At 66.9% G+C, this 26,790-nt stretch carries 22 protein-coding genes; 8 read left to right on the forward strand and 14 right to left on the reverse strand.

Annotated elements, in window-relative coordinates:
- Positions 1–73 precede the first annotated feature (73 nt).
- The 3 genes from ASE68_RS20140 (at position 74) to ASE68_RS19780 (ending at position 3,311) form a co-directional block, all read left to right on the forward strand.
- On the forward strand, positions 74–1,024 hold the full coding sequence (locus tag ASE68_RS20140; protein WP_157421556.1) for a hypothetical protein: 951 nt from the start codon (positions 74–76) through the stop codon (positions 1,022–1,024).
- 101 nt (positions 1,025–1,125) lie between these two features.
- Positions 1,126–2,316, forward strand: coding sequence for a hypothetical protein (locus ASE68_RS05420; protein WP_157421557.1), 1,191 nt, complete (start codon positions 1,126–1,128; stop codon positions 2,314–2,316).
- The gene (locus ASE68_RS19780) at positions 2,313–3,311 is read left to right on the forward strand and encodes a glycosyltransferase family 2 protein (protein ID WP_082462037.1); all 999 of its coding nucleotides are present in this window, start codon (positions 2,313–2,315) and stop codon (positions 3,309–3,311) included. The genes ASE68_RS05420 and ASE68_RS19780 overlap by 4 nt, the downstream gene beginning before the upstream one ends.
- A gap of 137 nt (positions 3,312–3,448) precedes the next feature.
- Here ASE68_RS19780 and ASE68_RS05425 read toward each other — a convergent pair whose 3' ends face one another.
- The 5 genes from ASE68_RS05425 to ASE68_RS05440 all read right to left on the reverse strand — a co-directional run bounded on the left by ASE68_RS05425 (position 3,449) and on the right by ASE68_RS05440 (position 9,862).
- Positions 3,449–4,426 (reverse strand): glycosyltransferase family 2 protein, encoded by a 978-nt coding sequence (locus ASE68_RS05425; protein WP_055855916.1) that lies wholly within the window; start codon positions 4,424–4,426, stop codon positions 3,449–3,451.
- Positions 4,427–4,448: 22 nt separating this feature from the next.
- Positions 4,449–5,435 carry a glycosyltransferase gene (locus ASE68_RS19785; protein WP_082462038.1) on the reverse strand — a complete coding sequence of 329 codons (987 nt, stop codon included), beginning with the start codon at positions 5,433–5,435 and terminating at the stop codon, positions 4,449–4,451.
- Between the two features lie 185 nt (positions 5,436–5,620).
- Complete coding sequence (locus ASE68_RS19790) at positions 5,621–6,799, reverse strand: polysaccharide pyruvyl transferase family protein (RefSeq protein ID WP_082462039.1); 1,179 nt, start codon at positions 6,797–6,799, stop codon at positions 5,621–5,623.
- Between the two features lie 106 nt (positions 6,800–6,905).
- Positions 6,906–8,336 (reverse strand): Coenzyme F420 hydrogenase/dehydrogenase, beta subunit C-terminal domain, encoded by a 1,431-nt coding sequence (locus ASE68_RS19795; RefSeq protein WP_157421558.1) that lies wholly within the window; start codon positions 8,334–8,336, stop codon positions 6,906–6,908.
- A gap of 77 nt (positions 8,337–8,413) precedes the next feature.
- Entirely contained in the window at positions 8,414–9,862 is a 1,449-nt protein-coding gene (locus ASE68_RS05440; protein ID WP_082462041.1) for a lipopolysaccharide biosynthesis protein, read from the reverse strand.
- 448 nt (positions 9,863–10,310) lie between these two features.
- On the opposite strand from ASE68_RS05440, the gene ASE68_RS05445 reads away from it, so the two are divergent.
- Positions 10,311–12,023: a DUF4012 domain-containing protein gene (locus ASE68_RS05445; RefSeq protein WP_055855929.1), complete on the forward strand. Its 1,713-nt coding sequence runs from the start codon at positions 10,311–10,313 to the stop codon at positions 12,021–12,023.
- 211 nt (positions 12,024–12,234) lie between these two features.
- Entirely contained in the window at positions 12,235–12,618 is a 384-nt protein-coding gene (locus ASE68_RS05450) for a hypothetical protein (protein WP_157421559.1), read from the forward strand.
- A gap of 146 nt (positions 12,619–12,764) precedes the next feature.
- Here ASE68_RS05450 and ASE68_RS05455 read toward each other — a convergent pair whose 3' ends face one another.
- Complete coding sequence (locus ASE68_RS05455) at positions 12,765–13,226, reverse strand: VanZ family protein (protein WP_082462042.1); 462 nt, start codon at positions 13,224–13,226, stop codon at positions 12,765–12,767.
- Positions 13,227–13,388: 162 nt separating this feature from the next.
- Between ASE68_RS05455 and ASE68_RS05460 the strand changes: the two genes are divergently transcribed.
- Together ASE68_RS05460 and ASE68_RS05465 are read left to right on the forward strand one after the other, a co-directional pair.
- Positions 13,389–14,486, forward strand: coding sequence for a DUF418 domain-containing protein (locus tag ASE68_RS05460; protein WP_055855936.1), 1,098 nt, complete (start codon positions 13,389–13,391; stop codon positions 14,484–14,486).
- Position 14,487: 1 nt separating this feature from the next.
- Positions 14,488–16,287, forward strand: a complete 1,800-nt coding sequence (locus ASE68_RS05465) for a glycoside hydrolase family 15 protein (RefSeq protein WP_055855939.1) — start codon at positions 14,488–14,490, stop codon at positions 16,285–16,287.
- Here ASE68_RS05465 and ASE68_RS05470 read toward each other — a convergent pair.
- A complete protein-coding gene (locus tag ASE68_RS05470) occupies positions 16,215–16,703 on the reverse strand; it encodes a VanZ family protein (RefSeq protein ID WP_055855942.1) in 489 nt (162 codons plus the stop codon). The two genes, ASE68_RS05465 and ASE68_RS05470, sit on opposite strands and share 73 nt — an antisense overlap.
- A 241-nt stretch (positions 16,704–16,944) precedes the next feature.
- Between ASE68_RS05470 and ASE68_RS05475 the strand changes: the two genes are divergently transcribed.
- Positions 16,945–18,204: a hypothetical protein gene (locus ASE68_RS05475; RefSeq protein WP_055855945.1), complete on the forward strand. Its 1,260-nt coding sequence runs from the start codon at positions 16,945–16,947 to the stop codon at positions 18,202–18,204.
- Between the two features lie 72 nt (positions 18,205–18,276).
- Here ASE68_RS05475 and ASE68_RS05480 read toward each other — a convergent pair whose 3' ends face one another.
- The 7 genes from ASE68_RS05480 to ASE68_RS05510 all read right to left on the reverse strand — a co-directional run bounded on the left by ASE68_RS05480 (position 18,277) and on the right by ASE68_RS05510 (position 26,639).
- The gene (locus ASE68_RS05480) at positions 18,277–19,578 is read right to left on the reverse strand and encodes a UDP-glucose/GDP-mannose dehydrogenase family protein (RefSeq protein ID WP_055855948.1); all 1,302 of its coding nucleotides are present in this window, start codon (positions 19,576–19,578) and stop codon (positions 18,277–18,279) included.
- Between the two features lie 50 nt (positions 19,579–19,628).
- A complete protein-coding gene (locus ASE68_RS20420; protein WP_055855950.1) occupies positions 19,629–21,380 on the reverse strand; it encodes an Ig-like domain-containing protein in 1,752 nt (583 codons plus the stop codon).
- A 104-nt stretch (positions 21,381–21,484) separates the two neighbouring features.
- Entirely contained in the window at positions 21,485–22,615 is a 1,131-nt protein-coding gene (locus ASE68_RS05490; RefSeq protein ID WP_055855953.1) for a hypothetical protein, read from the reverse strand.
- Entirely contained in the window at positions 22,612–23,193 is a 582-nt protein-coding gene (locus tag ASE68_RS05495) for a DapH/DapD/GlmU-related protein (RefSeq protein WP_055855956.1), read from the reverse strand. The genes ASE68_RS05490 and ASE68_RS05495 overlap by 4 nt, the downstream gene beginning before the upstream one ends.
- Before the next feature lie 2 nt (positions 23,194–23,195).
- Positions 23,196–24,509: a wax ester/triacylglycerol synthase domain-containing protein gene (locus ASE68_RS05500; protein WP_055855959.1), complete on the reverse strand. Its 1,314-nt coding sequence runs from the start codon at positions 24,507–24,509 to the stop codon at positions 23,196–23,198.
- Positions 24,506–25,441, reverse strand: coding sequence for a glycosyltransferase family 2 protein (locus ASE68_RS05505; protein ID WP_055855962.1), 936 nt, complete (start codon positions 25,439–25,441; stop codon positions 24,506–24,508). The genes ASE68_RS05500 and ASE68_RS05505 overlap by 4 nt, the downstream gene beginning before the upstream one ends.
- Positions 25,425–26,639 carry a glycosyltransferase family 4 protein gene (locus tag ASE68_RS05510; RefSeq protein WP_055855966.1) on the reverse strand — a complete coding sequence of 405 codons (1,215 nt, stop codon included), beginning with the start codon at positions 26,637–26,639 and terminating at the stop codon, positions 25,425–25,427. Before ASE68_RS05510 ends, ASE68_RS05505 begins: the two co-directional genes overlap by 17 nt.
- Positions 26,640–26,790 lie beyond the last annotated feature (151 nt).

Here is a 26,790-nt window from a genome sequence, read left to right on the forward strand (position 1 = left end):
CTACTTGACTGGCCAGTATGACAATCTCGGAGATGCGCTTCTCCGACGAGGCATGATGGCCAAACTCGGGCACGTGGGGATCTGGCACGTCTATCTCGGCGATGCTCCCGACGACTATGTGGCATCGCTCCAAGTACCGCACGGGACGACCCTCTATCGACGGTTCCCGGCATGGTTCCTTGCCGCGACTGTGGGAATGATGAGATCCGGCCGTAGCGCGTTTGTTTCGAATCCCGGGGAAATTTCCTCCACTCGTGTCGAGTTCCTCTGGGGAGTCGTCACTTCTTGTCTCATCATCGTCGGCAGGATTTTCGGGAATCCGGGGTACCGGACGGGTATTGGATCGCGCGACAAGACTCGTCCCTTGAGTCTGGGGCACGAAATTGCGACGAAGATGGCAGCCAAGTCGGTCTGGAGGGACGCTGCATCGCGCGAGTTATTCGGCCGTGGGGATGTGGCTCCAGACTGGGCGTTCGCACTTTCGCGATGGCCGGCCAGCGGCGAACGGCGATATGTCGTGATGAGCTACCGATTCGACAAGCCTGTTCCCTCAGCCGAAGTTCTGCAGGCGGTCGGTGCGTGGGCCGCACGTAAGGGCAAAGAATTGGTTGTCGTGACACAGGTCGCCCGTGACTTCGAGGCGAATCGCAATCTTGCGAAGCAGCTCGACATTCGGCACATCGGCACCGAGAACGCGAGCCTGATCGACGTAGAGCGGGTGGTGCGCGGGACGTATGCGGAGGCTTCGATAGTCCTCGGTAATCGAATTCACGGGCTGATCCTGGGTGCAGTCGATGGTGCGATCCCCGCCATCATCCTCGGGCACCCGGATCTGAAGGTTGGTCGGACGCTCCGCACGGCCGGCTTAGAGCTCCAGGAAGGACTCGGCGAAATCGGCCCTGACGACGTCGACGCGTATCTGGACTACATCGAAGACCATCGCAACGATAGTGAAGATGGGGTGCAGTGTGCCGGCGAGCGCTTGCGCCGTCTTTCCCTCGAAATAGGGAATGCGCTGGGATGACCTTCTTCCGATCACCGACTCGAGTACATCTCAATGTAGATGTCCGTTCTGGGCGGCCTGCCAGGGCATTCGCGTGGATTGTCTTCGTTCTCATCCTCATCGTGACTTCTCGTGGCCTGATCGAGCTCGCCATCGGGAAGCAGACCGCTTACGTTGTACAAGCTGCGGCGGCATTTCTACTCGTGGGCTGTCTCCGTCGTCGAGCGACCATCGTGCCGGGCACACGGCGGTGGGGTAGCTATGTCGCCGTCTACGCGCTCGTATTCAGCGGGCTGGTGTCGACGTTTTTCACGATCAATCGGTGGAGTTTGGCGTCGGCCACCACTCCGCTGCTCTACGTCGCGACGATGATCGCACTTGGCTTGCTCCTCTGCTGGGGGTCTGATGCTGACCGCCGATCCGATGCGATACAGATCATCCTGCCATCGGTCGTTGCGGTGATATCGCTTCAGGTCGCGGCAGCAATCGCTCAGCAATACATGGGCTGGGGGCTGCTGTCTGGCACCGATTACGGGACATTTGGGGACCAGGCGCGCCCTTCCGGACTCACCGGGAGCTATCTGCACTATCCACTCGTGCTGGCGGTCATGGGCATCGTGGTGTTTGGGGCCTGGCGAAGACGGGGCTCCGCGATCTTGCTCTGCGCTACGGGTCTCGCAGTGTTCGGGATTCTGGCGAGCTATTCTCGGTCCGGGATGATGATCCTCGCGTTCACAATCGTGATCGCGGTTTCGACGGGCCGCACGATGGCAACCAAAGTCGCGTCGGTGTTGGCTCTGGTTGTCGCATGGACTTTCATTTCGCTGGCATTCTCGGAGAACCCAGTTCTCGTGCGAGCACTTAGTGCCTTGGACCTCAGTTCCGCAGGCAACTCTGGCCGCGTTAGACAGTGGACCGACGCAATGGGGTCCTGGTTCGATTCGCCGTTGCTCTTCGGGAGTTACACGGGGCTTGTAACGAACATCTCACGCAACTTCGGTGGGTCGTTTTCTCTAGGCGTGGTTGAGTCGAGCCTGCTCCAACAACTATTGAACCTGGGAATCGTCGGCACAGTCGCGACGTACTGGCTTCTTGGCGCTGTCGTCCGCGCCGTTCCGGTTCGAGACATCTGGGTTCGGGCTGGCGTCTCCGCATGCATACTCCAGACCTTGATTTATCAGTCGATCGAGGTCCTCCCATACGTGGCCCTCCTCGCAATCGTGCCACTCGTGTTCACTCATGCATCGAGTCCTACTCCAGCGCACACTCTTAAATCGCTTGGTCCGCGCTCTACGTGGCCTGTCGGAGCATGAGCGACGTACAGCCACCGGTTGTGTCGGTGATACTGCCCGCGTACAACGTGGAAGCGCACATTGGAACCGCAATCCGGCGGCTATTGAATCAGACCTACTCGCACGTCGAGGTCGTTGTTATCGACGACAAATCTGAGGACTCGACTGTGAGCGAAATCATGCGCTTCGTTGACGACCCTCGACTAAAGCTGGTGCAACTACCAACCAATCGGGGTGTTGCGAACGCGCGGAACATCGCGCTCGAGGCAGCAACCGGTGAATATGTTTGGTTCGTTGACGCAGACGACGAGTGGTCGAGCGACTTCATAAGGACCATGCTCGGAGCTGCGCTCGAGGACGCTGCTGACCTCGTGGTTTGCTCGGCGATCTTCAGGTTCGGTCGCGACCTTTCACGTAAGGAGTATGTGATCCGCTACCGCTCGCGGCGGCAGTTGGTTGGGGAAGACGCACTCGAAACCTTGCTCGGTGGTACAGGTGCGTTGTGGAACAAGCTCTTCAAGCGCTGCTCGCTCGCTGAACGGCCATTCCCTCCGCTTCGCTCGAAGTCCGACCACGGTGGGCTGCTGAAGTCAATGCCCGCATTGGGACGCGTCTCAATCGTGCCGGATGCGCTATATAGCTATGTCCAAAGGGACGGTTCTATCAGCAACGGCGGCATTCGAGAACCCGAGAACTTTCTCGCGCTCCTTCCAATCGCTGAGGCCTCCCTACAGACCTTTCCTCAAACGAAGCGCCTCCGCAGACTCCGGGTTCAATTCCGTTCCGAGATCATCGCACGAGCCATTCGTGAAAACTGGAGGTTCATGTCGAAGGCTGACGATTCCACGAAAGATCTGACAAGAGAAGTGCCTTGGGCTGACGTCGCATGCATTTTGTCTCGTCCGCGGCCATTCCTGACGTGTGTCGCGGCGAAGCTCGCTCCGGCTCAAGCCAGGAGCGCTTTCAGGTTGTTGGGTCGAAGTCGTTGGTCAATGCACCAGCCGGGAGAGAGCTAGACGTCCTATAGCTGTGTTCCTCTAAACGAGGGCGACGCGTACGTGACGCTTCAGAGTCGCGCGTCTACGATTTGAGGTCTCCAGCCGTGGCTGATCGCTGCGTCGGGTCGCGGAGACCGGTCACAGTACTACTCGGATTACCCTCCGAAGAAACCACCCATGCTTGAACGAAGTCGTCGACGGACGTGGGCGCGAAACTGTCGACCCAATAGCAAGACGAGCGTTGGCGATCGGCCCAGCATTGTCGCAGCGCGTCTAATTTCCTTCCTCTTGACCGCGGAGAGAAAGGCGTCACGCTTCTGGAGCGCTCTGAATAACGCAGCTCGGTATGCGAGCAGCCTGCTTACCCGCCCGTTCCTCGGGGCACCCATTCGAAGATCATCGGAGACGCGAGCGAGTGAATCAAAGTCCTGGATTGTCCCGCTCGTCGGATTGGTGGCGCGCGTGTTGTAAACGTAGTCTGCGCTGGGCGTCATCCACATGACCGCACCGTGCGCTAACGCTTCAAAGAGCATTAGCCAGTCTTCGCCGTGGCGTTTGCTTTCGTCGTACCTGATGCCCGCCCCGTCGAGGAACGCGCGCCGAACCAGCGGCTGTGCCCAGCCAATCGGTCGCCCTGTTCCCGGCAAATCGCGGCGCACGAGATCAGAGAGCCTTATGCGCTGAACCCGGCGCAACCAATACCATGCGTACTCAGTCTCACTGTCGGAGGAGCCGCGCAACGCGATCTGATCCGCCACAATATCGGCGTCATATTCCGCCGCCAAGTAGAGGAGGCGATCCAGACGGCCCGGACGCCAGAAGTCGTCCGCGTCTAACACCGCAATCCACTGGCCGTTTGCCGCGTCGATGCCTTGGTTCCGCGCGCGGGCGGGACCGCCGTTGCGAGACAACTGGATAAGTCGGATTCGAGCGTCTGCCCGTGCCCAACGCTCCACGACAAGCGCCGTGTTGTCGGTGGACCCATCGTCAACCACAATGATTTCCCAGTGGGGATAAGTCTGATCGCGGATGCTCTCGATCGCGCGATCGATAACGGTTTCAACTTCAAATGCCGCGATCACGACCGTAACCAGTGGGTTCGACTGCAGATGCGCACTCAGGACTCTACTCATCTGGCTTCCTTAGGACGCGACTTCAGGCGAATGGAAAGACCGGACTCGACGCGTACGCGCTGAGCTTTCGGTGCCGATCGTCCAAGGACCGATGCTGCAGGACCGTGTGATAAACGCGGGCGCTATGTTCGCGAAGCCGGGACCGGTTGAGCGAAACACCGCGCTCGGGTTCAGCCCACCGATGCGCGAGCCGCGGAAACCGCCTTGCGAAATCCCAATAGGGGGCCTGATAGCCGAATTGCCACCACGAGGCGTCCGAGTTCCAAGGTTTCTTCGCGCCGGTGAAGTGCACAATCTTGCGTGCCACTGCCGTCTCGGCAAGGTCCGCGTATCCGTATGCGGAATGGAAGTTGTAACCCGGGTAGAGGTAGTCGACTCGACCGTGGAACACATGATTCAGTGCGCTTTGGTCGTGAAATACGAAGGTCGATGGATTGTCTTGGTACGCCTTCAACGCGGGTCTGCCATATTCCTTCAACGTTTCGCGTGTCATGCCCAAGACGCCGCAATTGAAGTACTCCTCCATCGTCACGCCAAGCGACGCGGGGTAGTTCGGTGGCAGTCGCCGCGCGGAGCGAATCGGATCGAGCCAGAGGCCTCCTCGACCCGCGAGTATTCGACCGTCCTGCACACGGTTGCGGAGGAGAGGCGCGATGTCGCCCACGATCTGCGTATCACCGTCAAGATAGATCAAATCGGTGACATCGCTAGGCAGCTCGGGCTCTATGACGAGCCGGGCGAGAGTCACGGCGGTCAAGTGGGGGCGGTGAAGTTGGTGATGTGGAATTTGGAAGTCTCGGGTACGAAGCTGGCGTGTCTCAATACCCGCGTATTCGGTGTGCGTTCGGAGCAGTTTCTGCGTCGCGCTGAAGAGATCTTCGTCGATGTCGACCCCATAAATGAGGATCTGAGCATGTCGCAAAGCCCCGTTGTCGACGGCCTGGGTAGCCACCAGTAGTGACTGTGCCCAGTATCCTTCATCGCTAATCAGGATGAGGCATTGACTCATAGGGCAATCCTTACATCGTTGAGAGGTCTGGTTCGCTCGGATCCAGACGAGGCTGGAGACACATCTTGAGAGCGTATCGGGAGTGTGCAGTCCAAGCACCCATGACGGACATGCGGCGGTGAATTCATCGGGAAGTCGAGAGAACTGGTCGGCTGGCTGTCGGATCGAAGCAAAGCACGAAACACTTAGCTTTGATGCGCTGGCTCCGCCGCAGTGTTGTTTATCTGATTCAAGGTCCGACGTAGGTACGCGAATGATCGCCGCTGCTCGGCCGCTATTCGCGAGTTCACGTACTCCCAGTCGATATCGGTGGTGACTTCGGCTAAAGGCGCAGACTCGCCGGGATACACGAGACGACTCCGGAGGCCGAAGGTCTCCAGCAAGCTCTCGAACCGTGCGGCCCCCCGATCGCGGTTGGCGACGGCTACGAAAGGTACATTGTGAATTATCGAGAAAACAGTGCCATGGAACGAGTCCGTCACTACGAACCTGGCGCCTGAAATTGCCCCGATCCACGCCCCGATACTGGGCTTGCGGTAACGCTCTGAATTCCGCCGAAACTCCCGATAGCTGGTGGGAGGGGGTGGGGGCATTAAGGAAATCGGTACCTCGTCGAGTGCTGTGGCGATCTGCGCCACTAATCTGCGCGTCTCGACTTCGTCATCCAGCACGTAGTCGACGAGTCGGCCGGTGGGGAAGGTATCTGACGCCTCTTTAGAGATTGCCAGATATTCGGCAGGCTCTATCAGAAGCGTGGGATCGACGTGTTGCAACGCCCGAACGTCCCAATACTCGTCAGCGAGCCGCACGCCCGAACTCTCCCGCACAGAGACTGCATCGAACCGCTGTGCTAGCCGGCGAGAGTCCGCCAGGAGTGCCGGGCTATATTCCTCGAGGTCGTTGCGTCCGAACGATGCGGCGTAGGCGATCTTGGGGCGACGGTCGTCATCGGTCAGGAAATTGAGCAGGTAAGAGCCTACGTCGCCGTACGGGCGTCGCCATACCTGGTCACTTCCGACGAGGAACGCATCGACATGTTCTAGGAGCTTGAGATCACATTTCCCGGGCGCGACATAGAGTCGTGCTACATCAATTCGTCTGGCGACGAAGTCTTGGAGAGCTGCATCAACTCCGCCGCGCACGTACCTGATCCAGTACGGGTGCGAGACGCCGAGCGTTAGAAGCGCCCGCTTGACGAGGTCTTTCGCGTATGGCCACCGCCGGCGGCCCTTCTCGGTCGAAATTGAGACGTCGACGAACGTTGATAAACCGAGCCGTGTAAGCGACTGCTGCAGTGCCCAGGCTTGAAGGATGTTTCCGTAGTTCCCGTGGAGGGGGAGAGTTCGGACTAGAACGCGACCCATTACGCTCCCTCGAATTGGATGAGCTGGCCGAAGCGCTCAACAGGACCGCGGAACGGGCACCAAATGGACGGCCGCGCAATGAATGGCAAACCCCTGAATGGCGCGGTCATGAGCGCGCCCCCCGTATGGATGCCGCGATGAGCGCCGAGCGCGATTGAAGTTTCCGCCACAGCCTCCCCAGGGCCTCGCGAGGCTTCCGAAGCCGGCGCTCTGTCCTCTGAGCGCGGCGATAGCGCTCAATCGGTGCCTCCATGCGGCGATCGAATGCGGCAAGGTCATCGGCTCGTACGGCGAGCAACCAAGCATCGTGGCTCACGCGCGAGGTCCGGAGCCGCTCGATTTGTATGCGGCGCCTCAACATAGATACTCGCTTCCTGGATGGCCTGCGGATCGCCGGGACGTACTCCCCGCGCTTGGCGAGGTAGTTGTATCGAGCGGATACTTCTTGGAAGTTTTGCCTCATTAGCCCCGTTTGGGACTGCATCATTAGCTTGGGGCTGATGATCTCAAGCTTGAGTCGACCGCGCTGACTAGCGGACGTCACGAGGTCGTGTAGCTCGGCGCTTCGTGTGATGACCACATTCGTTCCTCGACTATCTGCCGTGTACTGCGGAAGCCATGCATCTCCGAGCACGATGTCGGCGGTCTCGTTGAAGGCGTCCTCGGTGAAGTCCGAAAAGTTGGCCTTGAACATGCCCAGCCCCCAGTCCATGCCGAAGAGTTCCGTTGCCTCGGCGGTCACCACCTGTCCGTTCACGTTGCCGCGCAGTTCGGTCGCGTACTTGTTCGAGGGTCGACCTGGGATCTTCTTTCGAAAGTCGATCTCTTCGAGATCCTCGGGGTGGATGCCCGCGCGCCATGCCAGCTGAAGGGCATAATTGGCGGTCTTCTGATGCCCGCAGATCAGTCCGATGATGTACGGGATGCGTTCGGCATACTCGGGTCGCAGCTGCTGAAGCAGCCGCAGTTCGTAGGCGAAACTCGGGATGGCTGTCACCGCATAACGCCCACCGAGTTCGGCTGCCTCTGCCAGAACGTTGGCAAGTTGCCCGGGATAGTAGCGAGACTTCGCACCTTGTCGTGTCTCGTCCGGCGTGCGCGAGATTCGGTATTCGAAGAGTGGGCCGGTTCCGGCGCTTGCCTTCAAATGGATCACGCCGTCGATGGCCTTCGTCTCAAGAAGTTCGACTAAGACCCAGGTGGCCAAACCTCCGGAGCTACCGTTCGTCCGGTAGTCGCCCTCGTTCACGTAGCCCGCGTAGAGTCCCCGATGGCGCCCGAGTACGGTGTTTTGGCCAGCCGACGGGGCGTCGGGGAAAAGTTCAGCCGCGACTTCATCCTCTCGCCCAAGGCCCCCACCGAACGCAGACACCTGGTGCAGTAGTTCGACGGGCCCCCGATACGTCGAATCTAGGCCCTCATGCTCGTACTCCCCGCGCTGATTCAACCGCGGTTGGAGGTTTGGATCGATTGCGGAATAGATGCCGCTGCCGATATCAAGGTTCGGGTCAAGCACTTGCCGTCTGAATTCGTCCACACTGCCCCCCGCAGTTCGTCCGGTGTATCGAATGGTACCCGTACGCCTGAGCGTGGCTCGGTTCCAAGGAGGCGCTCCTAGCGCAGGCTCTTTATTACCTGGGACACCCGAACGAGGTCGCGTCGCCCAGAAGGAAACGCTGCTGTGAGGGCGACGAAAAGCAGGACCGCACCGGCCGCGCCGGTGAGGACGAACCACCACGACTGTGAACCGGCCCACCCCCGAAGTGCCAGCCAAAGCAGGCCATATGTGGTGCCCGCCGTCGCGAGCACTCTCAAGCCGCCGACGAGAAATCGTCTCCCTTCGTAGTTGGAAGTACGAGAAAGCCACGCGAGATTGATCGGCCAACTCACGGCAAGTCCACTTACGTATGCCCAAGCGACCCAGTGAACGCCCAGAGGAGCAGCGACGACGACGAGGGATACCGCGATCGGCTTCGTGACGAGGTTGTAGTAAAGCAATTGCTTCGAGAGTCCTTCAGCGAGAAAGCCCCAAAAGCTGATCACCGAGAGCACGTGGATGCACTCGCCGAGTGCCAGAATTTGCACCAATGGAACAGCGGGAGCCCATTGGGGTCCCAGGACGAGCGGTATTAGTGAAGGCGCGGTCAGCGCGAGCATCACCATGAGGACACACACCGGCCCTGCGAGCAAGAACTGCATTCGTAAGAGCGCGTCAGCAGGCCGTTTTCCGGCCAACGAGTACTCGTTCAGCAGCGGGACGGCGACTTTCGTCAGTGGCCCGAGCAACCCTCCGACCAACGTCGCTGTGAGCTGAAAGGCTCGGTTGTAATACCCAAGGCTCGTCGCTCCCCACCGGGCACCGATTAGGAGGCTGTCGACGTTGCTGGCCGACCAAGTCAACAAATAGGCGGCCCCAAGTTGTGCACCAGACCTGAAGAGATGCGCCGAACCGTGCCCCCGGCGGGGGAGCGACGGTAGCCAATGTGCTCCGATGCTCTGAATGAGGAGCAGCGTGAATGCGGCGACGACAGGCTGTATCACCAGCGCCCAGTAGCCCCAACCGTTCAACGCGGCGACAACTGCAACGCCAAGGCCGACGACAGATGATGCGAAGGCGCTCGCTGCGAGCAAGGTGAACTTGAGGCGCCGGGCAAGTTGGACCTGGAGCTGGGCCTGCGCCCCGCTAATGAAGAGCGTCAGTGCCATCGCCGGGATGATCTGAGCGAGACGCGGCTCGTCATAGAGACGGACGATCAGGGGCGTGGCAGCAACGAGCACGACGGCGCTGATGGCGCCGAGCCCCCACGATGCCCAGAAGAGGTTCGAGGCCTGCTGCTGGCTCAGTTGCTTCGCTTGGAGCGCTGCGCCGGACAAGCCAAAGTCGCGAATCAGGTCCGCGAGGGTCATGAATACGACCACCATAGCCACGAGACCGAAGTCTTCAGGCGTGAGCAATCGAGACAGCGTGATCACACTCACAAGTTGGACGAGCATTCGCGCTGCTTGCCCAATCAACGTGATGCCGCCGCCGCGCGCTCCGACCCGGTGCAAGGCGTTCGTCACATCGCGAGCATAGTCCGGGCGTTAGCGCTCGTCCTCGACACGCCGCCGCTGGCCTATTCAGGGTTGCGTCGTCGAGGATCTTGATTGAAGGAGTAGGCGGATTAACGTGGCTGTATTCGCCGCGTGGATTGTTACGCTACTGATCGTGACGCCGTCTTCCGGGGGTTCGGAGTCGTCGGGTCGGGACCATGGGGATGGAGCATCCGATCGGCGCCATGAGTCGAGCCGTTCGGGCGACTCGCACCATACGAGTTCGAGTCGTTCGCACGGTTCCAGCTCGAGCTCAGGATCGAGCCGATCGCACGGCTCGAGCTCCGGCTCGAGCTCCGGTCGCTCGCGCAGCTCGAGCTCCGGCCGCTCCCACCATCACAGCTCGAGCAAGCGCCGTAAGCAGCAGCGCCGAAAGCGCATCATCACCTGGTCGATCGTCGGTGTCCTCGCGCTGCTGGTGTTCGCCGTCGCCTGGATCGGCATCCGCGGGTTTCTCGCCGTGAACGAGTTGCAGGCGGCGGTGCCGCTGGCGAAGACCGCGCAGAAGCAGATCGTGGCGGGCGACGCCGAAGCGGCGCAGCGCGCGGCCGACGAACTGGCCGGGCATGCGGCATCCGCTGCCTCATTGACGGGCGACCCGATCTGGCGCGGCGCCGAGGTGCTGCCGGTGATCGGCCCGAACCTCGAGGTGGTGCGGGTCGTGTCGGCATCGGTCGACCGCATCGCGCGTGATGCCGTGGTGCCGCTTGCATCTTCGGCCGGCACGATCGACGCCGGGGCGTTCGCGCCGAGCGGGGGAGCGCTCGACCTGCAGGCCATGATCGACCTGCAGGAGCCCGTGCACGAGGCGCGCGTCGCCTTCGACACGGCCTCGGTCGCACTCGGCGACGTGGCCGATGCGTCCGTGATCGGCCCGCTCGCCGACGCGCGCGATGAGTTGACGGCCATGGTCGACGAGACCGGGGGCGTGGTCGTAGGGTTCGACAACGCGGTGCGCCTGCTGCCCCCCATGCTCGGTGCCGACGGGCCGCGCGACACCCTGCTGCTGTTCCAGAACAACGCCGAACTGCGCTCGCTCGGCGGCGTGCCGGGGTCCCTCGCGCTCGTGCATGCCGACGGTGGCACGGTCGCGATGACGCAACAGGCGGCCGCGCTCGACTTCCCGAAGTTCACGCCGACCGTGGTCGAGCTCCCGATCGAGACACGCGCCCTCTGGGGCCCGAACACCGCCAGTTACATGCAGGACGTCACCTTCACGCCGCAATTCCCGCTCGCGGCGATGATCGCGCGCGAGATGTGGAAGCGCCAGTTCGGCACCGAGGTGCAGTCGGTCGTCGCCGTCGACCCGGTCATGCTGAGCTACCTGCTGCGCGCGACCGGGCCCATCACGATCAGCACCGGCGACCAGCTCACGAGCGAGAACGCCGTGCAGTACCTGCTCAGCGACGTCTACGCGCGGTATCCGGTCTCGCAGCAGGACGCGATCTTCGCCGAGGTCGCCTCGACCGTCTTCGCGAGCCTCGCATCGGGCAGCGCCGACCCGCAGGCACTCGTCGAGGCGGTCGCGCAGGCCGGTGCCGAGCGCCGCATTCTGGTGTGGAACGCGGATGTCGAGGAGCAGGCCGTACTGGCCGGTACGACGATCGCGGGCGGCCTGCCCGAGAGCACCGACGCCGAGCAGGCGTTCGGCGTCTACCTCAACGACATGACCGGGTCGAAGATGGACCCCTACCTCGACGTGCAGGTCGGCGCGGGCGTCGTCACGTGCCGTAATGATGGGCTGCCGAACTACGACATCGTCGTGAAGCTCACGAACACCGCGCCGGCGGATGCCGCGACGAGCCTCTCGTCGTACGTCACCGGCGGCGGCGAGTACGGCACCCCGCCCGGCTCGATCACGACGTCGGTGCACGTCTACAGCGCGCAGGGCACGTACAACCTGGGCGTTCTGCTCGACGACGAGCCCGTCGGCTACCATCCGACGTCGGATTCGGGCTACACGCTGAGCAAGGTGGTCTCGACGCTGGCTCCCGGTGAGAGCGCCGAATACCGGTTCGGGTTCCTCGGCGGCGAAGCGGGCGAGAAGCGTACTCTCCTCGAAACGACTCCACTCGTTTACACGCCCGAAACATTAGGGGTCGCGCTTTCCTGTGAATCCCCCCTAAGGTGAGGGGGTGTCGTCTTTCGGAACGGCGGCACCATCGGGGGGTTCCGAATCTTGGGGTTTCTCGATGCTCATGAAGCATACGAGGGGTAACGCAATCATGATCCGAAAGATCCTTGCAACCGTCGCTGTCGTTGCAGCCGCGTTGATCGGGGCGCCTGCAGCGGCCCAAGCGGCCGGCGGCGCCGGGTACACCGGTCAGGGCACGAATGTCACGTTGACCGTGGGCGAGGTCGGCACGATGACGTTCAGCGGACTGCCGCCGAACACGCCGTCGACTGCGACCGCGCCCGATGCCGTCACGCTCGCCGTGCTGAAGGCCGCAACGGCCTCCCGGCCGACGGATGCCACGGGAACGGTCTCGTTCCAGGTGTCCTCGAACACGCCGGGCACCTACACGATCACCGACACCGCGGGTGACTGGGTCGCCACCGGCACGCTCACCGTCGTGCCGGCTGACACGGCCAGCACCGGAGGCATCGCCACGACCGGTTACGACGCCCCCGTGCTGTGGATCTGGATCGGCGGCGGCGCGCTGCTGCTGGGTGCGGCACTCGTCGTCGTCATGACGACCGTGCGCCGCTCACGCCAGCAGGGCTGACCCCGTCGGGTCACGGCCCTACCTCTCGGCACGAAAGTTCACGACCGAAGCCCGGATCGCTGATCCGGGCTTCCGTCGTGTCTTCACGAGCGCACGGGCATCTGTCGCCGCCGTGATTCATGAGGGCGGTTTCAGACCGCTCCCGGTCATGATCGCGCCGTCGTGAGGGCGCGCGCCCGAGTAGACCGCCTCCGGACGACGACCGCCACCACGAGGCATCCGACCGCAGCACCGAGGGTGTTCGCGATCACGTCGGAGACCGTCGGGTATCGCGACGGGATCGCGAACTGCACGAGTTCGATGACGATACTTGTTGCGAACCCGAGGGCGATGACCGTGAGCAGTCGCAGGCGGGGGAACGCGATCGGGGCGAGCACGCCGAAAGGGACGAAGAGCACGATGTTGGCCGCGAACTCGAGCACGACGTATGCGGAATCGGCGGAAACGCCGAGAAGGTCGCCGGCGAGCCCGGCCAGCCAGTCGAGCACGCCCGTGACCTGCCCAGCCTGGGATGCGGGCAGGAACACGACGAGCGCGAGCACGACGAGGTACGCGGCGAACACGCTGCGCGCGGCACTCGTGAGCGACGGCCGCCGTCGGGGATCCATGAAGTCAGGCTACGTGACCGACACGATCGCCCCAGTATCGCTGCCGTCGTGGAGCTCGTACCGCACCTCGGCACGGAAGTTCACGACGGAAGCCCGGATCGCTGATCCGGGCTTCCGTCGTGTCTTCGCCTCGATGCGAGCGGATGCCTCCAACATGGGGTCATGAGCTCCGCAGGCGCCGCACCGGCGCGCGTCATCGGCGTCGACACGGCGCGCGGCCTCGCGCTCATCGGCATGTTCGTGGCGCATGTGGCGCCCATCGTCGAGGATCCGACGGCGATGACGCTCATCGGCATCGCCGACGAACGGCCACGTCTGCTGTTCGCCTTGACGGCCGGCATCGGGCTCGGCTTCATCTCGGGCGGCACGCGACCGATCGCCGGGGCGGGGGAGCGCGGCATCCTGCGTCGCCAGATCGCGATCCGCGCGGTGATCCTCATCGCGATGGGGCTGCTGATCGCCGCCACCCTGCACCCGCTCGTGTTCATCATCCTCGACGTCTACGGCATCGCGTTCCTGCTCATGCTGCCCCTGCTGTTCCTGCCGCCGCGCGCCGGCCTGGCGGTCGGCATCGGCCTGCTCGCGATCACGCCGGCACTCGCCGAGATCGCCTCCCGCACGCCGTTCGTCGCCGAGACACGGCAGGGCGTGTTCCGCATCCCCATCGACTGGGTCGTGAGCGGCGCCTACCCGGTGATCGTCTGGGTGCCGGTCATGCTCATCGGCCTCGCGCTCGCACGGCTCGACCTCGCGTCGCGCACCACGGTCTTCGTCGCAGGGCTCGTCGGCGCGGCATCCGCCTGCATCCTGCTGCCGCTCTCGACGCTGCCGCCGCAACCCGAGTTCGTGGCGGATGCCGCGTGGTCGGTGCCCCTGCGCGCCTCGCTCGAGACCCTCGGCAACACGGGCGTCGCGGTCGCGGTCGTCGCCGTGCTGCTCGTGCTCACCGGCCTCGCGGCCCCCGCCGTGCGCCGCGTCACGATCGCCGTCACCTCGCCGGTCGCCGCCATGGGCTCGATGCCGCTCAGCATCTACACGCTGCACCTCGTGGTCATCGCTCTCTCCGTGCGGGTCGACCCGGCGACGGGCGTGGTGACGGATGACTCGTGGCCGCTGCTCATCGGCCTCGTCATCGGCTCGATGGTCTTCGCCTGGCTCTGGCGGCGCTTCATCGGCCGTGGACCGCTCGATTGGCTGCTGCGGTGGGCGAGCGGGCGCTCGCGTCGGCCGGCGGACCGCTCCGCGATCGGGGAGGCCTGAGATGCCCGCCCCGATCGAAGAGTACGCGGTCATCGGCGACTGCCGCACCACGGCGCTGCTCGACGCCGGCGGATCGATCGACTGGTACTGCCCGCCGCGGTTCGACGCGGCATCCGTCTTCGGGGCCCTGCTCGGGGACGCCGACCAGGGCCGGTGGCTGCTGCGGCCGGAGGACCCGGATGCCACGGCGGTGCGCCGCTACGAGGAGGACACGTTCACCCTCGTCACCACGTGGACGAGCGAGGCCGGCGAGGTCGAGGTGACCGACCTGATGCCCATCGGCGGCGGGCGGCACGACGCCCGCAGCGACGTGATCCGGCGCGTGCGCGGCATCCGGGGCGCCGTGACCATGCGGCAGGAGCTGCGGGTGCGGTTCGGGTACGCGGCCACGCTGCCGTGGATGCGGCAGCGTACGACGGCCACCGGGCCGACGCTCCTCGCGATCGCCGGGCCCGACGCGCTCGTGCTGCGCGGGCCGCGACTCACGGCGAAGGGGCACGCCCACGTCGGCACCTTCGACGTGGCAGAGGGCGAGACTGTCGACCTGCGGCTGACCTGGTTCCCGTCGCACCTCGAACCGCCGGAGCCCGTCGACGTCGATGAGGTGATCGCGAGCACGAACGGCTGGTGGCGCGAGTGGGCGGGCCGCTCGACCTCGTTCGGCGCGTACGACGACGCCGTGCGCCGCTCGCTGCTCGTGCTGCGGCTGCTCACGCACGAGGACACCGGCGGCATCGTCGCCGCGGCGACGACGAGCCTGCCGGAGGAGTTCGGCGGGTCTCGCAACTGGGACTACCGCTACGTCTGGCTTCGCGACGCGTCGCTCACCCTGCAGGCCCTCATGGTGCACGGGCTCGACCACGAGGCGGAGGCGTGGAGGGGCTGGCTTGAACGGGCCGTTGCCGGCGACCCCGCCGACGTGCAGATCATGTACGGCGTCGCCGGCGAACGTCGTCTGCCCGAGTGGGAGGTTGGCACGCTGCCCGGATTCGACGGCGCCGGGCCGGTGCGCGTGGGCAACGCGGCATCCGACCAGTTCCAGGCCGACGTCTTCGGCGAGGTGCTCATGGCGCTCGACGCCGTTCGGCACGCCGAGGCGGTCGACGACGACGGCCTGTCATGGCCGCTGCAGCGCGCGCTGCTCGAGGAGGCCGAACGCAACCTCGACCGGCCCGACTCCGGGCTCTGGGAGATGCGCGGCCCCGAACGCCACTTCACGCACTCGCGCGTGATGCTGTGGGCGGCATTCGACCGGGCCGTCTGCGCCGTCGAGCACGACGGCAGGTACGGCCCCGTCGAGCACTGGCGTGCCCTGCGCGACGGGCTCGCCGAACGCATCGAGCGCACCGGCTACGACACCGAGCTCGGCAGCTACGTGCAGTCGGAGGGCACCCGCGAACCGGATGCCGCGCTGCTGCAACTGGCGCAGGTGGGCTACCTCGCGCCCGACGACCCGCGCATGCTCGGCACCGTCGCCCACCTCGAACGCACCCTCATGCGCAACGGACTGCTGCGCCGCTACCGCACCGAGTCGGACACCGACGGCGTCGAGGGCGACGAGAACGCGTTCCTCGCGTGCTCGTTCTGGCTCGTCGAGCAGTACGCCCGCAGCGGGCGCCTCGACGACGCCGAACACCTCATGCAGCGACTGCTCGGCTACGCGAACGACCTCGGGCTCCTCGCCGAGCAGGTCGACCCCGTCAGCGGTCGGCAGGCCGGCAACACGCCTCAGGCGTTCTCGCACCTCGCGCTCGTGCGAGCCGCCGACGCGATCGCCGCACGTCGCCGGCGGATGCCGTAGTCGACCGCGACGACGATGCACGCCCCGAGGCCGGCGCCGAGCGCGTTCGCGACCACGTCGCGCACATCGGTCGTGCGGTCGGGGAGGAAGAGGTGCTGCGCGAACTCGGCGAGGCAGCTCACCACGAGGCCGACCCCGAGCGCCGTCGCGATGCGACGCAGGCCCGACCGGGGCGAACCGGTCGCGAGCAGGAGCCCGAGCGGCACGAACAGGGCCATGTTGAAGGCGAACTCGACGAACGGATAGCTCGCCCACTGGGGGATGCCGAGGAGCGCGATGGCGTCGAGCAGAGGCCCGAACCGCACGAATCCGCCCTCGCCGTCGATGTGCACCGGCCAGAGCAGCACGATCGCGAGCGCGGCCGCGTAGACCAGGGCGAGCACGATGCGTCGCCGACGGAATGCCTGCCCGATCATCCGACAACCATAGGCCCACGCGATGACGGCCGGGTTTCCCGCGCGAATCCCGCGGGTGTCGGCGGCCTGAGCAAGCACCGTGCGTCGTGGGGACGTCGCATATTCGTAATGACGGGTTAATGCGTTCCGACTAGCGTTGAAACGTCGCACAAGGGGGCTCGCGCGACAGTTCTCAGGATCTGGCGCGTCACGTCGACACCGATTGCGCCACGGAGTCCATCCGAAGATCGGAGAAAAGCGCATGACGAAATCCATCTCCCGGCGAACCCTGCTGACCGGTGCCGCACTGTTCGCGCCGATCGCTTTGGGGCAAGCCGCCTACCTCGACCCGCTGGTGCCGGTCTTCTGGCGCCCCGACACGGCCGCGGCGACCACCGCGGCGGCGAGCGCGAACGGTGCAGTGTCGTCCACGACCATCCGCTCGTTCGGGCCGAACGGCACGCACTGGCCGACGCACACGCCGAAGTTCGGCGCGGCATTCAAGACCGTCATCGACGTGGCCTGCGACTGGACCGCCATCGGCCGGGCGATCGCCTCGGTCACCGATGCGCAGATCCAGTCGGGCGTGCACATCCGGATCGCGTCGGGCACCCTGCCCGGATACGGGGCGTCGTCCGGATCGCCGGCCGCCCTCAAGGGCGTCGGGCGCGCAACGGCGGCCAAGAACATCCTCGTCTCCCCGAAGAACGGCTGGGGGTCGGTGAAGGTCGTCGACTCGGCCAGGATCGTGGGCGTCAAGGGCGTCACGTTCGCGCGCATCAACGGCAGGTTCATGCTGCTCACCGACTGCAGCCGCACCGCGTGGGCGCAGTCGAAGGTCTCGCACGGGTTCCGCATGACCTCGTCGAACGGGATCCTCGAGGGCTGCTCGGCCCACGAGGTCGTGATGGCGGATGCGAAGGTCGACATCAACGACCCGTTCGGCTACGCGGCCGGCTCCAACTCGATGATCACCGACTCGCTCTGGGAGGGCTGCTACTGCGCACCCGTCTTCCGTCCGAGCGGCGCGAAGGACCACATCGACACGCTGCAGATGTACGGCAACGGCGCGTACCGCGGACTCACGATCCGCGACTCGACGTTCTTCGGCTCGCTGAACAGCGCGTTGCAGATCGGCGGCTCCAAGCCGCAGGACCCCCGCCTCGGCACGCCGTTCCTCACGCTCGACCACACGATCCTCGCAGCGCAGATCTTCGCGATCCGCGCGCGCTACCCGCTGCCCTCCGGCGCACAGGGGCCGACCATCGGCCAGGCCATCAACGGCAGCGGCGAGCCGGGGCAGCTCTACGCGAAGGACTCGTTCGTCTTCGGGTCGATGTACGACACCCAGTGGGCGTCGGTCGTCAACAGCTCGACCTCGTACGACAAGGCCGCATCCAAGAACCTCTCGGCGGCGGGCGGGTGGAAGGTCGACACCGGCATGAGCTCCTACGGATCGGCCTGGTTCGACCAGCAGACCCCGACGCCGACCGACGCCTACCTCGCCCGCATCTGGGCCTGAGGCCGAGCCCGACGACGTAAGAGAGGGGTGCCGCTCATCGAGCGGCACCCCTCTTCGCGTGTGCGGAGCGCGTCAGCTGCGGCCCATGCCCACGTAGCTCCAGCCGGCGGCCTTCCATGCCTCGGTGTCGAGCGCGTTGCGGCCGTCGATGATGACCGACGCCCGCGAGATCGACTTCACGTGAGCCGGGTCGAGCCCCACGTACTCGGGCCACTCGGTCACGAGCACCACGAGGTCGGCGTGACGCAGGGCCTCCTCGGTGGCCGAGGTGTAGAGGAGCTGCGGATGCCGCAGGCGGGCGTTGTCGATGCCCTCGGGGTCGGTGACGACCACGTCGGCCCCGAGACCCTTCAGCTGCACGGCCACGTCGAGCGCGGGGGAGTCCCGAACGTCGTCGGAGTGGGGCTTGAACGTGACCCCGAGCACCGCGACCTTCTTGCCGTACGGCGCTCCGCCGAGTGCGTCGACCGCGAGGTCGACCACCCGCACGCGGCGTCGCAGGTTGATCGCGTCGACCTCCTTGAGGAAGGCGACCGACTCGCCGCGACCGAGCTCCTCGGCGCGCGCCGTGAACGCGCGGATGTCCTTGGGCAGGCATCCGCCGCCGAAGCCGACGCCGGCGTTGAGGAAGCGCCGGCCGATGCGCGCGTCGTGCCCGATCGCATCCGCGAGGCTCGTGATGTCGGCGCCCGTGACCTCGGCGATCTCGGCCATCGCGTTGATGAACGAGATCTTCGTGGCCAGGAACGCGTTCGCGGCGACCTTCACGAGCTCCGCCGTGGCGTAGTCGGTCACGATGCGGGGCGTGCCGGCACCGATGGCCGTCGCGTAGACGCCGTCGAGCACCTCGACGTCGCGCTCGTCGCCGACGCCGTAGACGAGCCGATCGGGCTCGATCGTGTCCTTCACGGCGTAGCCCTCGCGCAGGAACTCGGGGTTCCACGCCAGCCGAGCACCCGTACCCGACTCGGCGATGCGATCGGCGAGTCGACGCGCGGTGCCGACGGGCACGGTGCTCTTGCCGACGATCAGGTCGCCCTCCTTCAGGTACGGCAGCAGGGCCTCGATCGCGGCATCGACGTACTTCAGGTCGGCCGCGTAGCCGTCGGCCGACTGCGGCGTGCCGACCGCGATGAAGTGCACGGTCGCATCCGCGACCTCGGCGATGTCGGTCGAGAACCGCAGACGACCCGTCGCACCCGCCGAGGTGAGCACCTCGGGCAGCCCGGGCTCGTAGAACGGCGGCCGGCCGGCCTGCAGCGCCTCGACCTTCGAGGGATCCACGTCGATGCCGATCACCTCGTGGCCGAGCTCGGCCATGGCGGAGGCGTGGACCGCTCCGAGGTAGCCGCATCCGATGACGGAGAGCTTCATGAGGGGTTCCTTCCTTCGGGGGCGTGCTGGTCGACGTGCGGCGCCGGCGTTCAGTTGCGCACCGCGATCGTGATCGGCGCGCTCGTTCCGACGTTGCCGGCGGCATCCGTGGCCTTCGCGGTCACGCCGTAGGCCCCGTTCGGATACAGGCGCGAGTTCATGAGCGCACGCCAGGTTCCGTCTGCCTGCTTCGTCGCGTTGCCGAGCTTAGTGGTGCCCGCCCAGAGGGCGACGGCGGTCACGCCGACATTGTCGCTCGCCGAAATGGTGACGGCGACGGAGGTGCCGGACACGGTGCTGCCGGAGGCGGGCGACGTGATCGACGCGACGGGCGCCGTGCGATCCGGAGCCGGCGTCGGCGTGGGCGTGGGCGTCGGGGTCGGCGTGGGAGTCGGGGTCGGGGTCGGCGTGGGAGTCGGCGTCGGCGTGGGAGTCGGGGTCGGCGTCGGCGTGGGAGTCGGCGTCGGCGTCGGGGTCGGGGTGGGCGTGGGCGTCGAACCCGTCGGCACCGCCGAGAGGAGGTAGCCGAAGTACTTGCCGGCCACCGGCTTCGTCGGGTCGCCCGTGAAGACGTGCCCGCGTGCGGCGGCGGCCGCAGCCTGTGCGCGGACGATGCTGATGACCTCGTCGGTCGAGCGGCCGTCGCACGGGCCGAACGCGTAGCACGCGACGACCACGCCGCTCGCGGCGCCCGTCGCCATGCTCGTGCCGGTCGCGACGTAGCCGTACCGGTTGCCCTTCTTCGTCGTGTACGGGCAGACGCCGGGGGCGGCGACCGTGTGCGCCTGGTCGGCGGCGCTCACCGCGTAGTTCGTCGAGACCGCGTAGGCGTCGTCCTTGGTGGTCACGCTGCATGGGGCCGTGCCGAGGCCGCCGGGCTTGCCGTCGAAGTCGGCCATGTTCGTCACGACCAGCACCTCGTCAAAGTTGCCCGGGGAGTAGAGCGCGAGGTCGCGGCCCGAGTTGCCGGCGCCGGCGACGATCGAGATGCCGTCCTCGGTCAGGGCGCAGACGGCCTGGTGCACGGCGTCGCCGTTCGTGCGGCCGCAGTTGCCGTCATCCGTTCCCGTGTAGGCGATGCTCATGTTCACCACGGCGATGTCCTTCGCCGCGGCGTTGTCGGCCACCCACTCCAGCCCGCAGAGCAGCGACTGCACGGTGCCGAGCAGGTCGTCGCCGAGCACGCGCACGGAGTGGATCGGCACGCCGGGCGCGGTGCCGAGGATGCCGGTCGTGTTGTCGATCGCACCGAGCACCCCCGCGACGCCGGTGCCGTGGCCGTCGCCGTCGGCCGCCGTGCCCGTGGGCAGGCAGTTGACCGCGGTCGCGAGGTTGAGGTCGGTGTGGGTGCTCACGCCGGAGTCGATCACCGCGACGCCGGGACCCTTCCACGCGGCGCCGCTGCCCGCCTTGACGGGCGGCTCGTCGGCCTCGACGGCTCCGACCGCCGGCGGCACGACCTGCGCGAGCGCCTTCACGGGAGCCTCGGCCATGAGCCCGAGCACCGAGGAGTCGCCGTCGAGCGCTGCGGCCTGATCGGCCGTGAGCGTGGCCGAGAAGCCGGCGAAGATGCTGTCGTACAGGCGGGCGGGCGCGACGCCCGTCGAGCCGATCGCCGCGTCGCGGGCCGCGACATCCGTGAACGTCACGGTGTACGCGCCGGCCGGCGGGGGCTCGGCCGCAGAGGCCGGCGCGACGATGAAGGCCGTCGTCGCGAGCATGGCCGCGGCGAGGGTCGCGATCACGGCGAAACGGCGACGGATGCGGCTCGACGGTCGCGTCGGGGACTCGAGTTCGGACATCGGACTCCTCGGTTCTCTCGGGTGCTGTGGGTGAATGACGGTGCAGGAGTTCGGGATCGGGGCGGACCGTCGCTTGGCCTGCGGTGGGTCGGCGGGCTGCCGACTCAGCGGTTCACGGAGGCGGTCGCCTCGGTCAGGGGGCCATCGACCCGTTCCGGGTCTCGCACCCGTCGATAGGCGGCGACGGTCTCGCGGGCGATCGCCCCCCAGTCGAGCCGATCGAGCGGAGCTCGATCGGGGCGCGGGATCGCCGCCCACTCGAGGGTGCGGTCCAGCTCGGCCGCGTCGAACTCGCCCTCGTAGCAGCGCACCCAATCGGGGCCGACCAGCTCCTGCAGTTCGCGCATGGCGCCGAGCGCCGGCACGACGACCGGACGATCGGCCGAGAGGGCGAGGATCGCCGACCCGGAGTTCTGGATCGCCCGGTACGGCAGCACGACGACATCCGACGCCCTGATGCAGCCCATGATCGCCGCGTCGGACTGGAACGCGAGGTCGAGGAGCACGCGGGAGTCCGAGTCGGCCGCGGCGACGATCTCGGCCGCGAGCGCCGACCCGGCGGGCTTTCCGGCGATCACGAGGCGCACCTCGTGGTCGCCGCCGACGACGGTGCGCACGAGGTCCGGGATGTTCTTGTAGGCGCGGATCATGCCGACCGAGGCGACGACGAGGGCGTCGCCCTCGATGCCCCGCTCGGCGCGCGCCTCGTCCTTGGAGATGCCGACGTCGTAGTCGAGGCGGTAGTGCCCGTGCGGCGTGACGGCGCCCGGCGTGTCGGCGAGCTCGGGGTACGCCGCGCGCGCGGCGTCGAGGCCGCCCTCGCTGAGCGACACGAGCCCGTCGACCTCCTCGACGAGCAGCCGGCGATGCATGGCGCGCAACCGCGGCGTCGAGCGCTGCTCGTGCGAGGCGACGTTGTGCACCGTCCAGACGAGCTTCGTGTCGTTGCGGAGCCGCGCGACGCGCAACCCGGCCCGGAACAGCAGCAGGCGCGCGAGCACGCGCCACCGTCGTCCGGTCAGGAACGTCAGCTCGGGCCAGTGCAGGTGCACGATGTCGACCGGGCGGGTGAACAGGCGCAGGTACGAGAGGTCGCGAACGGTGTGGCCCTCGGCGACGATCGTCGTGTAGAGCCGCGCGTTGTACGGATTCGCGTGCGCCGTGCGGAATGCCGGCTCGGCCTCGATCACGAGCGGGCGCTCGTCGGCGGAACCGGGTTCGCGCGCGCCCGTCATGCGGGCACCGCCTTCGGGAACTCGGTCTCCTGCGGCGCGACCGCGGTCGGGCGTGCCGTCGGCCGTTCGCCGATGACCTTCGCGGGCACGCCGCCGGCGATCGCCTGGGCCGGCACGTCCTTCGTCACGACCGCGCCCGCGGCGATGACCGCGCCCTCGCCGATCGTGACGCCGGCGAGCACGACCACGTTCGCCCCGAGCCATGCGCCGTCGCCGATCACGATGTCCTGCTCGATCTTGGGCTGGTCCATGATCGCGACGTCGCCCTGCACGATGCCGTAGTTCGACGCCGTGAGCGTCACGTTCGGCGCGAAGAGCGCCTTCTCGCCGATGACGATGCGGCCTGTGCTGTTGCCGGCCCAGATCACCGAATGCTCGCCGATGTGGCTGCCCGCGCCGATGCTGATGCGCTCGGCGTTGCGGAACGACACGTTCGGGGCCATCGACACCCCCTCGCCGAGCTGCAGCAGGCGCACCTGGCGCACGTGCGAGTAGCTGGAGAAGTGCGCGAGCCGGAACGCGTGCAGGTAGGTGCGCAGGTCGAGCATCGACCGGGCGGCGCCTGAGAGCTTCGGCATGGTCACCGCCCCGCGATCGAGGGCACGGCCGAGAAGGACTCGGCGATCACGGCCATCACCGCGTCGACGTCGGTCGTCGCGCGGGCCGTCACCGAGACGGTGAGCTTCGTGCCGTACGAGCACGAGAGGCAGGCGAGGTCGTCGCGCGGGTCGCCGGCCGGCCAGCCCGTGACCGACTCGATGGGCGCCTCGCCGAAGAACCGCTGCTTCGGACCCCACGTGATGTAGGTCGCGTAACCGCGCCAGTCCGATGCGCCGAGGTCGCGGTGCGAGCGGTCGTCGACCGCGGCCTGCACCTGCGCCCGCACCGACGGCACCACGAGCTCGAGCGGGTCGGAGGTCGGCACGGTCACCTTCACGATGCTGATGTGGTTGCGCGCCGCGTCATCCGTTCGCGTGCGCCGCGAGATCGGCACGAGCAGCGACACCGTCTCGGAGTCGGGTTCGAGCATGGCCACGGCGCGGAGGGTCGCCGCGACGGTGAGGTCGTGCACGGTGCCGCCGAGCCGATAGGCGAGCTTCATCGCCGGCCCGAGCTCGACCTCGACGTAGCGGGAATGGCGCGGCACCAGCATCCGCTCGGCTTCGCCAGAGGTCACGATCGCCCGGTTCTTCAGGGGCCGGATGACGCGCCCGCCCCATCGGCGAAGGCGGCGCGTGAAGGGCTTGCGCCAGTACTCGTGCCACGCGGCGCCGACGCCGCCCCGGTCGGCCCACCAGGCGCGCCACGCGAGGGCGAGGATGCCGAGGCCGGTGCGCGGAGCCACGCCGACCGCGTCGCGCTCCGCCGCCGTGACCTCGGGGATGAGCGGCGTCGGGGTCGTGCCGGCGACCACGTCGCCGATCTTCAGGCCGAACAGCGCATCCCCGATGACGTGGTGGTAGCGGGCGACGATCGCGACGCGGCCGCTGTCGAGCTCGACGACGCGGAAGTCCCACAGCGGGCGGGAGGGATCCATCGGGCCGTTGAGCCGCCCCGTGAGGATCTCGACCTGCCGCGGGTCGTCGGGCTCGATGCGCGGATGCAGCGTCACGTGCTTCGCGATGTCGATCTCGGCGACCGGCACCCAGGCGGGCGTGGTCGCACGCAGCGGCGTGGCGACGAGCCGCTGCCGCATCGCCGGCACCCGCCACGTCAGTGCCGCGAGCCTGGCCTGCACGGCGGCGAGGTCGATCGAACCGTCGGCCCCCCGCATCCGCTCGCCGTCGAGGATCAGCGCAGCCGCGGCGATCATCGACTCGAAGGCGATCACGTTGGCGACGTACTTCTCGTCGAGCGTGCCGATCAGTTCGGCCTTGGCCTCGGGTTCGCTCATCGTGCCCTCCCGGGGTCTCGATCGATCGGGGATTCGAGCGGCGTCGCCGGCGGCGGATGCTCGTCGACGAAGGTCGAGCCGTCGAGGCGCATGCCGGCGCCCGCGAAGAATCCCTGCCGGATGCCGCGCAGCATCGCCCGGTCGGCCTTGCCCTTGCGCGGGTCGCGGAGGTGCCGCAGCGTGCGGCCGCCCGTGCGCTTGAGCAGCACCGCGAGCGTGGCGACGCCCACGGTGAAGCGCAGTCGGAGGAGCTTGTTCGCGAGGGCGCCGAGGCCGAGGCCGTACCCGTGGTGGAGCTCGGTGTACGAGTCGCCCTGGCGCGTGTTCATGTGGTGGATCACGCACGACGGATCGTGCACGATCGCGTGCCCGGCATCGAGGATGCGGCAGAACATGTCGAGGTCCTCTGCGCCGGCGAGCGTGCGCCCGGCGCCCAGCACGGGGTCGAATCCGCCGAGCTCGAGCACGAGTTCGCGCCGGAACGCCATGACCGCGCCGTGCCCTGCGTCGATGCCCTGCACGGTCTTCGTGTACCGCTTCGGCGCCTCGACGCCGCCGGTTCCGACGAGGGTGTGGTCGAGCATGCGCCCGGTGACGGCGCCGACGACCTCGTCGCCGAAGTGCTCGAGCACCGGGTCGATCCAGCCGGCCACGGCGACGCAGTCGTCGTCGGTGAACAGCACGAGCGGCCGGGTGCTGGTGCGCAGGCCGAGGTCGCGGGCGATCGAGAGGCCCCGGATATCGCTGCGCACGTACGACGCACCCGCCGTGATGGCGGCATCGCGGGTCGACCCGTCGTCGGATGCCGAGTCGACGACGAGCACCTCGACGTCGCCCGGCACGGATTCGAGGATCGACGCGAGCGCGGCTCCGAGCATCGTGGCACGGTTGCGCGTGCAGACGATGACGGCGAGATCACGCGGCGTCGGCACGCACCATTCCATTCACTGCGAGGGCCGGACGCGAGGTGTACGCCTCGACGAGGCTCGCCGCCGCCGCGGCCCACGTCAGCTGAGGGCCGTGCGCGAGTGCGGCCCGCCGGAGTCGGCCGAGCGTCTCCGGACTGCCCGAGAGCAGGTCGAGGTGGGCGGCGAGGGTCGCGACGTCGCCGGTCGGGTGCACGAGCCCGTGCACGTCGTGCTCGAGCAGGGCGCCGGCCGCGGTCGAGACGAGCGGCACGCAGCCGACCGCCTGCGCCTCGTAGGTCACGAGCGCGCTGCCCTCCTCGATGCTGGGCAGCAGGAGCACGTCGGCCTGCGCGAGCTCGTCGAGGGGCGAGGCCGTGAGGCCCCGCAGCTGCACGCTCGGGTGCGCGAGTCGATCGCCGAGCACGGCCAGGTACGCCTCGTCGACGGCGCCGAAGACGAGGAACGTGCCCTGCTCGGACGCCTCGGACGCGAGCCACGCGTCGAGCGCGAAGTGCAGGCCCTTGCGCGCCTCGACCCGACCGAGGAACACCGCGCTCAGCGGAGCACCGTCGACGTCGTCGCGCTCGACCGCACCGGGCGGGGTGCAGCCGTACCGGTGGCGCCGGAGCCGGGACTCGTCGAATCCGCGGTCGAGGAACGTGGTCGCCACGGCGTCGGAGGGGACCAGCAGCGCCGTCGCGGTCGCCCACTCGCGTTCCTCGGTCGCGAGCCGCACGGGGTCGGCGGCGTGCGAGGACCCCTCCCGCGGGGCGAGCCCGAGTCGCGCGGATTCGGCGGCGACGACCTCGTAGGCGTTCGCCGTGTGCGTGTTCGGCACCTCGCGGAACGAGGGGATGGCGCGTGCCCGCGCCGCCTCGATGGTGCGCTCCGCCGAGCGGGGCCAGACGTGCACGACGTCGGGCAGGCGCTTGGCGAGCACCCGCGCCGCGAACCGGTCGTGCCAGGCGAGGGAGCGGTCCTGCCCGAGCACCCGGTGGGGGATGCGCCGACCGGCGACCTCGAGCGAGGTCGACAGCGAGGCGAGCCCGTCGACGGGTCGCGCCACGCTGGTGGTCACGAGGTGCACGTCGTGACCGGCTCGCACGAGCTCGTTCACCTGGTTCCACGCCGTCCACCCGATGCCGGGTGCGCCGAACGCATGCGGAAAGCTGTAGAGGATCGAGATGCGCTCGCCGTCCTTCGCCGATCTGGTAGAGCCCATGGAACACCCCCGTGACGCAGACTAGTGTCCTTCCAACCATCGAGGTCATGCGCGACGTATACAACGAAGTGCGTCGTTTCGACTCGGAGAGTTAACAGGCGCGCAACAGAAAGCGGGTGCGCCGTTAATACCCCGGCCGCACTATGAGCAT

Origin of the sequence: Agromyces sp. Leaf222 (genome assembly GCF_001421565.1) — a bacterium.
GTDB lineage: Bacteria > Actinomycetota > Actinomycetes > Actinomycetales > Microbacteriaceae > Agromyces.